We start from the raw sequence: 14,152 nt of genomic DNA, 5'->3' as shown, positions 1-14,152 counted from the left end.
GAGGGCCGGGTCAGGCGTCCGGGCGGCGCAGCACGCCGGCGAGCACCTCGGCGAACTCGTGCGGGTGGGTCACGTAGCCGAGGTGCCCGCCGGGGAAGTCGACGACCTCCAGGCCGAGCCGCTCGGCGAGGGCCGCGTTGGGCCGGTAGTTCACGTCCTCCCGGGACGCCGTCCCCCCGCCGAGGACGAGCCGGTCGGCGGCGGCCGCGAGCGCGTCCACGTCCAGGTCGTGGTTGGTGAAGGTGCGCAGCTCGTGCTCGAACCAGAACACCTGGTTCACCCGGAGCCGGTCCAGCATCTCGGCGAGCCGGTCGGGCGGCAGCTCGGCGCCCTTCGGCGGCCGCGTGTCGCCGAGGCCCATCGTGTTCTTGAAGAGCTCCTTCGCCGGGTCCACGCCCTGCGTGCGGTAGACGTCGTACAGCTCGTCGTAGAAGGCCGTCCACTCGTCCGCGTCGGGGAGCAGGACGGTCAGCGGCGGCTCGTGCGAGACGAGCGTCCGGACCCGGTCCGGCGACGCGGCGAGGAGCGCGAGCGCGGTGACGCCCCCCGAGCAGGTGCCCAGCACGTGGGCGGGCCCGTCGGCGAGGTGGTCGAGCAGCGCCTCGGCGTCCTGGACGTCGACCTCGACCCGCCGCTCGTCCGGCACCTCCTCGTGCTGCGGGCTCCGGGAGAAGCCGCGCCGGTCGTAGGTGATGACCGTGTAGCGGTCGGCGAGCAGGTCGGCCATGAAGCCGAAGGGGGCCGCGTCCCCGTTGCCCGTGGCGATCACGAGCAGGGCCGGGCCGCTGCCCCTGACCTCGTAGTAGAGGTGGGCGCCCGGGACGCCCAGGATTCCGGTCACAGGTGTGCGCCTGAGCACGTTCCCGCCCTTTCCGTCGTGTCCCGCCGCCGGACGAGGCGGCGGTTCAGCCGCAGGGTAGGTCCGCGGAACGCGCCCCCACATCCTCCCGAATGCCCCGCGCCCGCGCGTGGTCGAGCGCAATTCCAGAGAAGGGGGAAAGGGGGCACCGGCCAATACTGAGAGCGGGCGGGGAACCATTCCGGAGCCGCCTCGGAAATACCGCACGGGAAGGCGGATCATGTCGATCGACCTCATGAAGGTTCAGCAGGTGCCCAACCGCATCGTGGCGGCGTGGGCCAAGAACGACGCCGACAGTTTCGCGAAGGTCTTCACCGAGGACGGCACCCTCATCCTCCCCGGCGGCGTCTTCCTCAAGGGCCACGAGGAGATCCGGGCCCACATGGCCGAGCTGTACGCGGGCCACTACAAGGGGACGACCGTCACCGGCACGCCGCAGATGATCAAGCCGCTGTCCGACACCGCCGTCGTGCTCATCACGCAGGGCGGCGTGGTCGCCGCGGGCGCGAAGGAGCCGTCGCCGGAGGAGGCGATCCGGGCGACCTGGCTGCTGGTCGAGCAGAACGGGCAGTGGCTCATCACCGCCTACCAGAACACCCCCCTCGGGGACTGAGCGGGAGCACCCGCCACGGGAGCACCCACCACGGGAGCACCCGCCAGGGCGCACCCGCCACGGGAGCACCGGGCCCACGCCCGCCGTCCCCCGGAGGACCGGCCATCGACACCGGCGGCCGGTCCTCCCGTCTCCACCCCTTTCCGCCCGCCCTCCTTCATCCCCTGTGAGGAACTCGTGGCACAAGCAGCACCGGCCGCCGGGCGCGGCCTCGACGTGGAGCGGCTGCGGGCCGACTTCCCGAACCTGCGGCGCCGGGTCAACGGACGCCGGCTGGTCTACCTCGACTCGGCGAACACCTCCCAGACGCCCGACCAGGTCGTGGCGGCGATGGGACGGCACCACCGGCGCCACACCTCCAACGTGGGCCGGTCGGTGAACACGCTCGCGCTCGAGGCGACCGCGGCCTACGAGGCGGCCCGCGCCCGGGTGGCCGACTTCGTCGGCGCCGCGTCCGGCGAGATCGTGTTCGCCAAGAACTCCACCGAGGCGATCAACCTGGTCGCGCACGCGTTCGGGCCCGGCGGCACGGGCGGGTTCGACGACCCGCGCCTGCGGCTCGGGCCGGGCGACGAGGTGCTCGTCACGGAGATGGAGCACCACTCCAACCTCATCCCGTGGCTGCTGCTCTGCGAGCGCACGGGCGCCCGGTTGCGGTGGATCCCGCTCACCGGGGACGGCCTGCTCGACCTGTCGGACCTGGACCGGCTCCTCAACGAGCGCACCAGGCTGGTGACGTTCGTCCACGTGTCGAACATCCTCGGCACGGTCAACCCGGTCGAGCCGATCGTCCGCCGCGCCCGCGAGGTGGGCGCGCTGGTGCTGCTGGACGCCTCGCAGTCCGTCCCGCACATGCCGGTCGACGTCGCCGCCCTCGGCGTGGACCTCATGGCGTTCACCGGGCACAAGATGTGCGGGCCGACGGGCATCGGGGCGCTGTGGGGCCGCCGCGAGCTGCTGCGGGCCATGCCGCCCTTCCTCGGCGGCGGCTCGATGATCGACGCGGTGTCGATGACCGGGGCGACGTACGCGCCGCCGCCCGCCCGCTTCGAGGCCGGGACCCCGCCGATCGTCCAGGCCGTGGGGCTCGGCGCCGCGGTGGACTACCTGGACGCGGCCGGGATGGACGCCGTCCGCGAGCACGGCCGGGACCTGACGGAGCGGGCGCTCGACGGGCTGGCGTCCGTCCCGGGCCTGCGCCTGTTCGGCCCGCCGGACGCGCGCCGGCGGGGCGGGCTGGTCTCCTTCGCGCTCGACGGGATCGGCCACGACGACGCGGGCAAGGTGCTCGACGCCGAGGGCGTGCAGGTCCGGGTGGGACGGCACTGCGCGACGCCCGTCTGCACGCGGTACGGCGTGCCGTCGATGATCCGCGCCTCGTTCCACCTGTACACGACGGGCGAGGAGATCGACGCGCTCGTGGCCGCGATCCGGAAGGTCCGCCACGTGCTCGGCTGATCGCGCGGCGGCACAGGACGCGGCACAAGCCGCGGCACAGGACGCGGCACAGGACGCGGCACAGGACGAAGACTCGCGGCGGGCGCCCCGGAGAACCGGTGGGCGCCCGCCGCGGGTCTTCTCGCGTCAGGTGACGGTGACCGTCGGGACGTAGCGGATCCAGCGCCCGCCCGCGCGCCGGAACTCCTCCTCCTTCGCCATGATCTCCTCGGCGTGGTTCCACGCGAACAGCAGCGCGTAGTCCGGGTACGGCCGCGCGAACTCCTCGGGCGGACGGACCGGCAGGTGCGACCCGGGCACCAGCCGCCCCTGCTTGTCCGGCGTGGAGTCGCACACGAAGGGCACCAGGTCGGTGCCGATCCCGCAGAGGTTGGTGACGGTGGTGGCCTTGCCGGGCGCGCCGTACCCGACGACCCGCCTGCCGTCGTCCCGCAGGCCCTGGAGCAGGGTCACCAGGTCGTCCCGGACGCGCCGGACGTTGTCCCCGAAACGCGCCAGGGCGTCCGGCGAGGACAGCCCGCGGGTCCGCTCCTCGGCGACCATGCGCCCCACGGACGCGGCGACCGGGCGCTCCCCGGTCCGCGCCAGCGTGTAGCGGATCTCCCCGCCGTGCAGCGGGATGCGCTCGGCGTCGACCAGGTCGAAGCCGAACCGGGCGGCCATCTCCCGCACCGACGTCACGCTGAAGTAGAAGACGTGCTCGTCGTAGATCTGGTCGAACGCGCCCTGCTCCAGGACCGTGCCGAGGTAGGGCTCCTCGAACACGAAGATCCCGCCCGGCCCGAGCAGCGCGTCCACGCCGCGCAGCACCGAGTCGATGTGGGCGATGTGGCAGATCGTGTTCGCGCCGAACACGACCCGCGCGGGCCCGTGCTCGTCGCGGATCTCCGCCGCGGTCGTCTCGTCGAAGAAGTCCTCCCGGACCTCGACGCCCTTGGCCCGGGCCTCCTCCGCCACGTTCGCGGACGGCTCGACCCCCAGGTGCCGGACGCCCGCGTCCGCGACGGTCGCGAGCATGACGCCGTCGTTGCAGCCGATCTCGACGATGAACGCGTCCCTCCCGGTGAGCTCGTCCCGCAGGAACCGGCGGGCGTTCTCCTCGAAGTGCCGCCGGTGCCCCGCCGAGCCGGACGCCCGGTACCGGTAGCCCTCGTGGTAGCGGACGGTCTGCGGCACCTCCTCCAGCAGCTGCACCATCGAGCACTTCTCGCAGGAGCCCGCGGCGAGCCGGAACAGGAACTCCCCGTCCACCTCGTCCGGGAGGAGGAACGCGTTCGCCGACGGCTGCCGTCCGAGGTCGATGAACTCCCTGACCGCGCCGCCGCACACCCTGCACTTTCCGTACATCATCCGGTCCTCCCGCCGTCAGTAGGTCACGACCGCGCGGAAGCGCGCCTCGCCCTTCGCCACCCGGTCGAAGGCGTCGGCGACCCGGGTGTGCCCGTACACCTCGACGCGCGGGGTGACCTTGCCGGACGCCACGACCGCGAGGGCCTCGTGGAGCGCGTCCGGGCCCTCGTGGGTGGCGCCGAGCACCCGCTGACCGCGCGCGAAGAACGGCTTGGCCATGTCGGGCGCGATGGTGAACGGCTCCATCCCGTCGATGCCGGCGAGGACGAGCCGCCCGCCGGTCCGCAGCCCGCGCATCGCGTCGGACGCGGCGGCGTGGGACGGCGCGGTCACCAGGATCACGTCGGCGCCGCCCGCCGCCTGGAGGGCCTCGCCGTCCGCGACGACCGTGTCCGCGCCGAGCTCCCGGGCGGCGGCGTGCTTGTCGGGCGACCGGGTGACGGCGATGGTCTCGTGGCCCGCGGCGGACGCGAACTGGAGCGCCATGTGGCCGAGGCCGCCGATGCCGAGCACCGCGACCCGCTCGTACGGCTGGGGCGCGGCGTTGCGGAGCGCGCCCCAGGCGGTGTTGCCCGCGCAGAGGACGGGCGCGGCCAGCTCGTAGTCCAGCCCGGACGGCAGGAGCACGGTCCCGGCGGCCGACGCCACCATGTACTCGGCCTGGCCTCCGGGGACGGTGATGCCGGTCATCCGGGGCATCCGGCACTCGAATGCCGCCTCCCCGGACAGCGGCAGGTTCCGCGCGCAGTAGTCGCAGCGTCCGCAGGTGCCCTGGATCCAGGGCACGCCGACGCGGTCGCCCGCCTGCCGCGCGGTCACCCCCGCGCCGACCCGCACGACCTCGCCGACGGCCTCGTGGCCGAGGACGGCGGGGGAGAACGGCGGGAACGGGATGATGCCCCGCGTGGTGAGCACGTCGTTGTGACAGATGCCCGAGGCGTGGACCCGGACCAGCACCTCGCCGGGACCCGGCTCCGGCGTGGGCACCTCCTGGATCCGCCACGCGGCGTTGACCTCGGGAATGACGGCTGCCTTCATATGGACACCTCCGTGGAATCCATCCGTGGGATCCGGGCCTCAGCGGGGGGCGATGCGGCCGGACGCGACGTCCAGCCGGCCGAGGACCTCGGTGATCGCGGAGGTCGTCCGCTCCGCCTCGGCGCGCTCGAACACCAGCGGCGGGGACAGCACCAGCGTGGGCCCGTAGTTACGGGTGATGACGCCGTGCGTCTCGTAGAGCTCGTCGGCCACGGCCAGGGCGAGCGTGTCGGTGACCGGCTCGCGCGTCGCCTTGTCCGCGACCAGCTCGATCCCGGCCATCGCGCCCTCGACCCGGACGTCGCCGACCGAGGGCAGCTCCGCGGCGCCCGCGAGGCCCGTGCGGAACCACTCGGAGATCGCCAGCGACCGGGCCAGCAGGCTCTCCTTCTCGATGATGTCGAGGTTGGCCAGCGCCACGGCGGCCGCGACCGGGTGGCCGGAGTAGGTGTGGCCGTGGAAGAAGTCGCGCTCCCCGCCCGCCACGGACGCGGCGATCTCCTCCCGCATCAGCACCGCGCCCATCGGGACGTAACCGCTGGTCAGGCCCTTGGCAGTGGTGATGATGTCGGCGTCCATGCCGCGCGGCGCGGAGTCGAACCAGCTGCCGATCCGGCCGTAGCCGGTGATGACCTCGTCGGCGATGAGCAGGATGCCGTGCGAGCGCAGCAGCTCCCGCACCCGCGGCCAGTAGTCGGCCGGGGGAGCGATGACGCCGCCGCCGCCCAGCACCGGCTCGCCGATCATCGCGGCGATGTTCCCGGCGCCCAGCCGCTCGATGGTCTCCGACAGCTCGTTCAGCAGGAACTCGGTGGTGCCCTGGCCGCCGTACATCTCCGGGCGGTACGGGTAGGGCGGCATGACCTTCTCGACGTGCGGGAGGTTCGGGCCGACGGCGACCTGCATGTTGGGGATGCCGGTCGCGGTGCCGCTGCCGTACGTCGTGCCGTGGTAGCCGTAGTGCCGGGCGATGATCCAGTTGCGGTCGGGCTCGCCGCGGTGGTGGTGGTGGAGGCGGGCCAGCTTCAGCGCCGTGTCGACGGCCTCCGAGCCGGAGCAGGTGAAGAACACCCGGTCCATCCCGGCGGGCGCGAGCGTCGTCAGGCGCTCGGCGAGCAGGGCGCTCTTGTCGGTGCCGTACTCGAAGAAGCTGGTGAAGTGGGCCAGCTCGGAGATCTGGCGGGCGGCGGCGTCGGCCAGCTCCTGGCGGCCGTGGCCGACCTGGGCCACCCAGATGCCGCCGCCGAGGGCGTCCAGGAACTCGCGGCCCGACGCGTCCCACACCGTGCTGCCCTGGCCGCGCACCATGACGCGCCGCTGGCTTCGGTGCCCGCGTTCGTGCGGGTGGAGGACATGACGCCGGTCCAGGTCTTCGAGCAGCGCGGCCGGACGGGTCGAGGGGGTCGAGGAGATCGTCACGTTCACTCCCGGTCTCGGTGGGTTCCCCGAAACGATCGCACCCGCCCGCGGGCCGGAACTTCTTCCAGCGTGCGCGGCCCTCGGCACGTGCGGCGTGGTGCCCGTGAGCATTCGGGAAGATGCCGGGCCGCGGCCCGCGGTGGGAGCGTCGGGCAGGTGACGGTCCTGATCGGCTTCCGGAGGTGGACGCGATGGTGACGACCGACGTTCCGACGCACGAGGAACTCGTGGAGCGCGCGGCGGGGGCGGCGAAGGCCGCCCGCGACCAGGTGGCGTGGTCCGAGGAGAACCGGCGGCTCGCGGACGGGCAGATCGAGGCGCTCGCCGACGCGGGCGTCTTCAAGCTCCGCACCCCGGTCCGCTACGGCGGCTACGAGGCCGGGACGCGGACGCTGGTGCGGGTCGCGGCGGAGCTCGGCGCCGCCGACGGGTCGCTCGGCTGGACGGCCCAGGTGTACTGGATCCCGACCTGGATGGCCGGGATGTTCCCCGACGAGGTGCAGGACGAGGTGTTCGCGACGCCCGACGTCCGCGTCTGCGGGACGCTCAGCCCCTCGGGCATGGCGACCGAGGTGGACGGCGGCATCGTCGTCAACGGCAAGTGGGGCTTCATCACCGGCGCGCACCACGCGCACTGGCAGGAGATCATCGCGGTGGTGCTGAGCGCGAACGCCGAGCCGCAGCCGGTCATGGCGCTCGTCCCGATGTCGGACCTGACGGTCATCGACGACTGGGACACGCACGGGCTGCGGGGCACCGGCAGCGTCAGCACGGCGGCCACGGACCTGTTCGTTCCGGCCGCCCGGGTGATGCCGCTGGGCGCCGTCCTCAACGGGCAGCCCGCGTCCGCGCACAGCGCCGAGCGCCCGATGTACCGGGCGCCGCTGGTGCCGGTGGCGTCCGCGTCGTCGGTGGGCGTCACCCTCGGGCTCGCCCGCGCCGCCCGGGACGCCTTCTACGGCCGGCTGCCCGACCGGAAGATCACCTACACCGGGTACGACCGGCAGGACGAGGCCCCCGTCACCCACCTCCAGGCCGCGCACGCCGCGCAGCTCGCGGACGAGGCGGAGTTCCATGTCGAGCGGCTGGCCTCGCTGGTCGACGGCAAGGCCGCCACCGGCGCCGAGTGGACGGTCGCCGACCGCGTGTCCGCCCGCGCCGAGCTGGGCGCCGCCTGCCGCCGGGCCCGCGAGACCGTCGAGGTCTACGCGCGGGCGAGCGGCGGCTCGTCGATCTACCGCGACGTCCCGCTCGGCCGGATCCTCTCCGACGTCCAGTCGATCAACCTGCACGCGCTGATGAACCCCGACACCAACGCCGAGCTCCACGGCCGGATCCTCGCCGGCCAGCAGCCCGACTCGCTGTACATCTGACGCACGGCCGGCCTCTGGCGGGCAGGACGCCGCGTCCGGGAGGTCCGGGCGCGGCGAGGAGGGAGACACCGTGAACGGCAGCACGCCACCCCCCGCGGTCAAGCACGTGCCGGTGAGCGAGGCCATGGGGACCTATCTCGTGCGGTCGTGCAGCCCGGCCGACCCGGTGCTGACCGGCCTGGCCGGGCGGACGGCCGCGCTCGGCGCCGAGGCGGGCATGATGGTCCCGCTCGAACAGGCCGCCCTGCTCACCCTGCTCGCCAGGACCGTCGGCGCCCGCACGGTCGTGGACGTGGGAACGTTCACCGGCTTGTCGGCGCTGGCGTTCGCCCGGGGACTCGACCCGGGCGGCACGGTCATCACCTGCGACGTGTCCGACGCGCACCTGGACCTGGCGCGCGAGCACTGGGAGAAGGCGGGCGTCGCGGACCGCGTCGACTTCCGCCTCGGGGCGGCGGGGCGGACGCTGGCCGCGCTGCTCGCCGACCCGTCCTTCCCCCGCGCGGGCGCCGACATCGTGTTCATCGACGCCGACAAGATGAACTACCCGAACTACCTGCCCCTGGCCGTGCCGCTGCTGCGGCCGGGGGGACTGCTCATCGCCGACAACGTCCTGCTCGACGGGTACGTCCTGGACCCCGACCTCGCGGGCGACCCCCTGATGCGCGCCAGCGCCCGCCAGGTCCGCGACTTCAACGCGGCGCTCGCGGCCGACGACCGGCTCGACACGGTGATGCTCCCCATCGCCGACGGTCTGACGATCGCCCGCAGGCGCTGACCGTCCCTCCCCGGGCCGAGGCCCGGGGAGGACCTCATGGACACGGGCGGTCCGGATCCCTCACCGCTCGCTCGGCACCGGTAAGGCACCGGTCACCCGGGATCCGGACCGCCCGTTTCGCGTGCCCGGGGAACGTCCGGTCAGGCCGGACGCGCGGTGGCCATCACCTCACGGGCCAGCATGGCGACGTCGCAGTCCCGGAAGAGGACGCCGATGTCCACGGCGACCCCGAACTCGTCCTCGATCCGGGCGATGATGCGGGCCGCGGAGATCGACTGCCCGTGCAGCTCGAAGAACGTGGCGCCCTCCTCGCCTTCCCCCGCGTTCAGCACGCCGGCCCAGATCTCCCTGACCCGATCCTCGATCTCCTGCGGACTCCAGTCGGCCTTCATTCGGCGTCCTCCGTTTTCGGGGCCTGTTCGGTGGCGTCCATCGTGCGGTCCGGGGAAAGGGCCGCGCATCCTGGCGATTGCGTTTCCGGCGTCGTCCATTACCCCGGTCACCTGGGAAATCGCCGCGCAATTCACGAGAAGCACCGCCGCTTCGGGCCGTGTGAGGATTCGGAGCTGTCGAAGGAGGTGTGAATGGCCGCAGCGAAATTCCCGGCGCAGGGGCGACCGGCCGTCTCCCTCGCCCAGGAGGGGATCTGGTTCCTCGACCGGCTCGGATCGGGCGCTTCCGCGCTCGTCCTGCGCCGCGGGTACCGGGTGACCGGCGGCCTCGACGCCGCCGCCCTGCGCGACGCGTGGCGGGCCGTCCTGGTCCGGCACCAGGTGCTCCGGACGGGCATCGTCCCGGAGGACGGGGTTCCGATCCCGCACGCCGTCCCGGTCCTCGCGGACGGCCCGGTCGACCTGGCCACCGGCCCGGTCGTCGCCCTGACCGTCACGCGGACCGGCCCGCGCGAGCACCGGGTCACCCTGACGGCCCACCGCGCGGTCGCCGACGCGGACTCCCTGGCCTTCCTGGCCGAGGACCTCTCCGCGACCTACGCCCGCCCCGGCGCGCCGGGCCGCGCGGCGCGGCCGTTCGCCGACTACGTGGCGTGGGAGCGGGAGGCGCGGGACGCGTCGTGGTGGCGCGGCGCGCGCCGGTACTGGAGCCGTGAGCTCACCGTGCCGCCGCCCGCGCCGCCGTTCGACCGCGACCCGGGAACGGACGTGCCGCCGTCCGCGGTGCCCTTCGACTGGGGGCCCGAGACCGCCGCGATGGTCGCCTCGCTCGCCCGCGAGCACGGCACGACCCCCGTGGTCGTCGTCCTCGCGGCCTTCCAGAGCCTGCTGCTCCGCTACAACGGCGGCGGCGCCGTCCCGGTCATGGTGCCGATGGACGCCCGCCCTGCGGGGTTCGAGCGCACGGTCGGCCCGCTGACGAACCCGGTGGTGGTGTGCGGCCGTCCGGAGGACGAGCCGACCTTCGCCGCGATGGTCGCCGCGGCCGCCCGGTCGTACGCCGAGGCCCGCGAGCACCGGCTCGTCCCGTTCACCGAGGTCGTCCGCGTCACCGGCGCGGACCGCGACCGGATCCCGTGGAGCGACGCCACACTCGTCCCCCCGGGGCCCGAGGCCCGGCTGGTCCTCGGCGACGCGCTGGTCGAACCCGACCCGGTGGCCGACGCCGAACCCGCCGACCTGTGCCTGAGCCTCGACGACCTGGACGCGTCGGTGCGCGGACGGCTCGGCCACCGCGCCGACCCGTCCTCGCCCGCCCCGGCGGCCCTGCCCGGCCACCTGCGGACCTTCCTGCGCGCGGCGGCCGGACGCCCCGGCGCCCTCGTCGCCGACCTGCCCTTCGAGGACCGGGACCGGACCGAGATCGTCGCCCGCTCGGGCGGCACCGCCGACCCGGACGCCCCCCGGGAACCGGTGCACGCGATGCTCGGCCGCCACCCCGACGCGGACGCGATGACCTGGCCGGGCGGACGCCTCACCTACCGCGACCTGCTGGCGGACGCCACGGCGCTCGCCGCCCGCCTCCGGGCCGCCGGCGCCGGCGGAGCCCCCGCCGACGGGGCCCCCGTCGCCATCCGGATGCCGCACGGGCCCGCGCAGCTCACCGCGTCCATCGCCGCCCACCTCGCGGGCGGCCACGTGCTCTGGTTCGGATCCGGGGACGCGGGGGAGCGGGGCCGCACGGTGCTCGCCGAACTCAAGCCCGCGTGCCTGGTCACCGAGACCCCCGACGACCCCCTGGAACGCTGGTTCCAGGACCACCTCGGCGGCACCCTCGTCCACCCCGGACACGGTGACGGGGCCGAGCCCATCGCGCCGCCCCCCGTTCTCGACCTGGACCGGACCGCCTACGTCGCGTACACGTCGGGATCGACCGGCAAGCCCAAGGGCATCGCGCACACCCACGGCGCCCTCGCCCAGTTCGCCACGTGGATGGCCCGCGCGTGGGGCATCGGCCGCGGCTCGCGGGTCGCCCTGTGGGTGACCCCGGAGCACGACCCGAGCCTGTGCGAGGTCTTCGCGACCCTCGCCGCGGGCGGCACCCTGTGCGTGGTCCCCGACCGGATCAGGCTGAACCCGGAGGCGCTGCTCGGCTGGCTCGCGGACGAGGGCGTCACCTTCCTCCAGACCGTCCCGAGCTTCGCCGCCGAGCTGCTGCGCGCGGCGCGTGACCGCGAGGGCGGATGGCCCCGGACGCTGGACCGCGTCGTCCTCATGGGCGAGGCGCTGTCCGGCGCGCTGGTGAACGGCCTGCGCGAGGCGGCCCCGCACGCGCGGATCCTCAACGTCTACGGCCCCACCGAGACCATCGCGGCCACCTGGTACGAGGTCGCCGGGCCCGTCCCGGCGACCGTCCCGATCGGCCGTCCCATCCCGGGCCGCCGGATCCTCGTCCTCGACGGGCGGGACCGTCCCTGCCCCGCCGGGGTCACCGGCGAGATCGTGATCCTCGGCCCGTACGCCGCCGCCGGGTACGTCGGCGGCGACGACGCGAGCGCCTTCCGCCCCCCGCCCGGCACGGACGCCGGGACCCGCTGCTACCGGACCGGCGACCTCGGCCGGTGGCGCTGGGACGGCGTGCTGGAGTTCCGCGGACGCCGCGACCACCAGGTCAAGGTCGGCGGCAACCGGGTCGAGCTCGCCGACGTCGAGACCGAGCTCGCCGCGCACCCGTCGGTGCGCGAGTGCGCGGTCGTCCCCGTGACCGGCGCCCACGGCCTGGTCACCCACCTGCTGGCCCACGTCGTCCCGGTGGACCCCGCCGCGGCCGACCCCGACACGTGGCGCGCGCACCTCCACCGGAGGTTCGGGGCGTCGATGCGGCTGATCGCCTTCCACACCCTGGGGGCGGCCCTGCCGCGGAACATCGCGGGGAAGGTGGACCGCCTCCGCCTGCCGGACCCGGCCCGGGCACGCGCCCGCCGGGGCCGCGCGCCGCGGACGGCCGCCGAGCGCGAGCTGGCCGGCCTCTGGCGGGACCTGCTGGGCGCCGCCCCGGCCACCGCCGAGGACGGCTTCCTCGCCATGGGCGGCCACTCGCTGCTCCTCCCCGTGCTCGCCGAGCGGATCCGTGACCGCTTCGGCGTGGCGGTCTCCCTGCGGGACTGCCTGACGCATTCCTCGCTGGCCGGGATGGCGGCTCTCCTCGAGCCGGATCCCGCCCGCGGCAGCCCAACGAAACGAGTGAGAGGTTGAGCCGGTTGGACACCACAGCGACCGTCGCCTTCGACGGCGACAACCTGAGCATCCCGGACGTGCGGCGTGTCGCCGAGGACCGGGCGCGGTGCGAGGTGGCGCCGGCCGCCCTGGAGCGCGTCGCCAAGAGCCGGGCCCAGTTCGAGGCCATGGTCAACGCCGGAACCCCGGTCTACGGGGTCACCACCGGCTACGGCGAGATGATCTACATGCTGGTCGACCCGTCCAACGAGGTCGAACTCCAGACCAACCTGGTCCGCAGCCACAGCGCGGGCGTGGGGCCCCTGTTCGCCGAGGACGAGGCGCGGGCGATCGTGTCCGCCCGGCTCAACGCCCTCGCCAAGGGGCACTCGGCCGTGCGGCCGGACATCGTCGAGCGCCTCGCGCTCTACCTGAACCTGGGCATCGTCCCGGCCATCCCCGAGCAGGGCTCCCTGGGCGCCAGCGGCGACCTCGCGCCGCTGTCCCACATCGCCACGACCGTCATCGGCGAGGGCTACGTGCTCCGTGAGGGCGGCGGCAAGGTCCCGACCGGGACCGTCCTGCGCGAGCACGGCATCGAGCCGCTGGAGCTGCGCTTCAAGGAGGGCCTGGCGCTCATCAACGGCACGTCCGGCATGACGGGGCTCGGCGCGCTCGTCGTCGGACGGGCGCTGGAGCAGGTCCGGCAGGCCGAGATCGCGACCGCGCTGGTCGTGGAGGCGCTGCGCGGCTCCACCGGCCCGTTCATGCCGGAGGGGCACGACATCGCCCGCCCGCACCCGGGGCAGATCGACACCGCCGCGAACCTGCGCCGGCTGATGGCCGACAGCGGGCTGACCGTCGCGCACTCCGAGCTGCGCGGCCAGGTCCAGGCCGTCAAGGAGGCGGGGACGAGCGTCCAGCGCACCGACGTCTACATGCAGAAGGCGTACTCGATGCGGGCCATCCCGCAGGTGCTCGGCGCCGTCCGGGACACCCTCTACCACGCCCGCACCAAGGTCGAGACCGAGCTGAACTCGGCGAACGACAACCCGCTCTTCTTCGAGGGCATGGAGATCTTCCACGGGGCCAACTTCCACGGCCAGCCCGTCGCGTTCGCGATGGACTTCGTGACGATCGCCCTCACCCAGCTGGGCGTGCTGTCCGAGCGCCGCACCAACCGGATGCTCAACCGGCACCTCAGCTACGGCCTGCCCGAGTTCCTCGTCACCGGCGACCCCGGCCTGAACAGCGGGTTCGCGGGCGCGCAGTACCCGGCGACGGCGCTGGTGGCCGAGAACCGGACGATCGGCCCGGCCAGCACGCAGAGCATCCCGTCCAACGGCGACAACCAGGACATCGTCAGCATGGGCCTGATCGCCGCGCGCAACGCCCGCCGCGTCCTGCGCAACAACGAGACCATCCTGGCCGTGGAGCTCCTCGCCGCCGCGCAGGCCGTCGACGTCGCCGGACGCCGCGACGGACTCGGCAGCGCGAGCCGCGCCGCCTACGAGCTGATCCGGGGCGCCGTCCCGCCGCTCGACCACGACCGCTACATGGCCGACGAGATCGAGGAGGTCGCCGGGATGGTCGCCCGCGGCGACTTCCTGACCGCGGTCGCGGGCGCTGGCACCGTCCTGAGCTGAGGGGGCTTCG

At 74.1% G+C, this 14,152-nt stretch carries 11 protein-coding genes; 6 read left to right on the top strand and 5 right to left on the bottom strand.

The window, feature by feature from the left end; genetic code table 11:
• Positions 1 to 10: 10 nt before the first annotated feature.
• Positions 11 to 841, bottom strand: a complete 831-nt coding sequence (locus tag EBO15_RS25440; protein ID WP_199744800.1) for an alpha/beta fold hydrolase — start codon at positions 839 to 841, stop codon at positions 11 to 13.
• A 238-nt stretch (positions 842 to 1,079) separates the two neighbouring features.
• On the opposite strand from EBO15_RS25440, the gene EBO15_RS25435 reads away from it, so the two are divergent.
• Together EBO15_RS25435 and EBO15_RS25430 are read left to right on the top strand one after the other, a co-directional pair.
• Positions 1,080 to 1,472: an SgcJ/EcaC family oxidoreductase gene (locus EBO15_RS25435; protein ID WP_122196963.1), complete on the top strand. Its 393-nt coding sequence runs from the start codon at positions 1,080 to 1,082 to the stop codon at positions 1,470 to 1,472.
• Between the two features lie 177 nt (positions 1,473 to 1,649).
• Positions 1,650 to 2,930, top strand: coding sequence for an aminotransferase class V-fold PLP-dependent enzyme (locus tag EBO15_RS25430; protein ID WP_199744799.1), 1,281 nt, complete (start codon positions 1,650 to 1,652; stop codon positions 2,928 to 2,930).
• A gap of 126 nt (positions 2,931 to 3,056) precedes the next feature.
• Here EBO15_RS25430 and EBO15_RS25425 read toward each other — a convergent pair whose 3' ends face one another.
• The 3 genes from EBO15_RS25425 to EBO15_RS25415 are packed head-to-tail and all read right to left on the bottom strand — an operon-like array spanning position 3,057 to position 6,737.
• Positions 3,057 to 4,280 carry a methyltransferase domain-containing protein gene (locus EBO15_RS25425; RefSeq protein ID WP_378238199.1) on the bottom strand — a complete coding sequence of 408 codons (1,224 nt, stop codon included), beginning with the start codon at positions 4,278 to 4,280 and terminating at the stop codon, positions 3,057 to 3,059.
• Positions 4,281 to 4,295: 15 nt separating this feature from the next.
• On the bottom strand, positions 4,296 to 5,318 hold the full coding sequence (locus EBO15_RS25420) for an alcohol dehydrogenase catalytic domain-containing protein (protein ID WP_122196961.1): 1,023 nt from the start codon (positions 5,316 to 5,318) through the stop codon (positions 4,296 to 4,298).
• A 39-nt stretch (positions 5,319 to 5,357) separates the two neighbouring features.
• Positions 5,358 to 6,737 carry an aminotransferase family protein gene (locus tag EBO15_RS25415; RefSeq protein WP_233616425.1) on the bottom strand — a complete coding sequence of 460 codons (1,380 nt, stop codon included), beginning with the start codon at positions 6,735 to 6,737 and terminating at the stop codon, positions 5,358 to 5,360.
• A gap of 191 nt (positions 6,738 to 6,928) precedes the next feature.
• On the opposite strand from EBO15_RS25415, the gene EBO15_RS25410 reads away from it, so the two are divergent.
• Entirely contained in the window at positions 6,929 to 8,110 is a 1,182-nt protein-coding gene (locus EBO15_RS25410) for an acyl-CoA dehydrogenase family protein (RefSeq protein WP_122196959.1), read from the top strand.
• Between the two features lie 70 nt (positions 8,111 to 8,180).
• Positions 8,181 to 8,888, top strand: coding sequence for an O-methyltransferase (locus tag EBO15_RS25405; RefSeq protein ID WP_233616424.1), 708 nt, complete (start codon positions 8,181 to 8,183; stop codon positions 8,886 to 8,888).
• A gap of 140 nt (positions 8,889 to 9,028) precedes the next feature.
• On the opposite strand, the gene EBO15_RS44430 is transcribed toward EBO15_RS25405, so the two are convergent.
• Complete coding sequence (locus EBO15_RS44430) at positions 9,029 to 9,280, bottom strand: acyl carrier protein (RefSeq protein ID WP_158628353.1); 252 nt, start codon at positions 9,278 to 9,280, stop codon at positions 9,029 to 9,031.
• A gap of 192 nt (positions 9,281 to 9,472) precedes the next feature.
• Between EBO15_RS44430 and EBO15_RS25395 the strand changes: the two genes are divergently transcribed.
• Positions 9,473 to 12,535 carry a non-ribosomal peptide synthetase gene (locus EBO15_RS25395; protein ID WP_122196957.1) on the top strand — a complete coding sequence of 1,021 codons (3,063 nt, stop codon included), beginning with the start codon at positions 9,473 to 9,475 and terminating at the stop codon, positions 12,533 to 12,535.
• Between the two features lie 5 nt (positions 12,536 to 12,540).
• A complete protein-coding gene (gene cmdF / locus EBO15_RS25390; RefSeq protein ID WP_199744798.1) occupies positions 12,541 to 14,142 on the top strand; it encodes a tyrosine 2,3-aminomutase in 1,602 nt (533 codons plus the stop codon).
• Positions 14,143 to 14,152 lie beyond the last annotated feature (10 nt).

Origin of the sequence: Actinomadura harenae, from assembly GCF_003696215.1 — a bacterium.
Classification (GTDB): domain Bacteria; phylum Actinomycetota; class Actinomycetes; order Streptosporangiales; family Streptosporangiaceae; genus Spirillospora; species Spirillospora harenae.
Note: the sequence above shows the minus strand (reverse complement) of the source record. Positions and strands in the feature narration are given on the sequence as shown.

Bases quoted from the DNA above. Each gene is read 5' to 3' on its own strand.
- EBO15_RS25435 (WP_122196963.1), top strand. From the start codon at position 1,080: ATGTCGATCGACCTCATGAAGGTTCAGCAGGTGCCCAACCGCATCGTG.
- EBO15_RS25420 (WP_122196961.1), bottom strand. From the start codon at position 5,318: ATGAAGGCAGCCGTCATTCCCGAGGTCAACGCCGCGTGGCGGATCCAG.
- EBO15_RS25395 (WP_122196957.1), top strand. From the start codon at position 9,473: ATGGCCGCAGCGAAATTCCCGGCGCAGGGGCGACCGGCCGTCTCCCTC.
- EBO15_RS25425 (WP_378238199.1), bottom strand. From the start codon at position 4,280: ATGATGTACGGAAAGTGCAGGGTGTGCGGCGGCGCGGTCAGGGAGTTC.
- EBO15_RS44430 (WP_158628353.1), bottom strand. From the start codon at position 9,280: ATGAAGGCCGACTGGAGTCCGCAGGAGATCGAGGATCGGGTCAGGGAG.
- EBO15_RS25410 (WP_122196959.1), top strand. From the start codon at position 6,929: ATGGTGACGACCGACGTTCCGACGCACGAGGAACTCGTGGAGCGCGCG.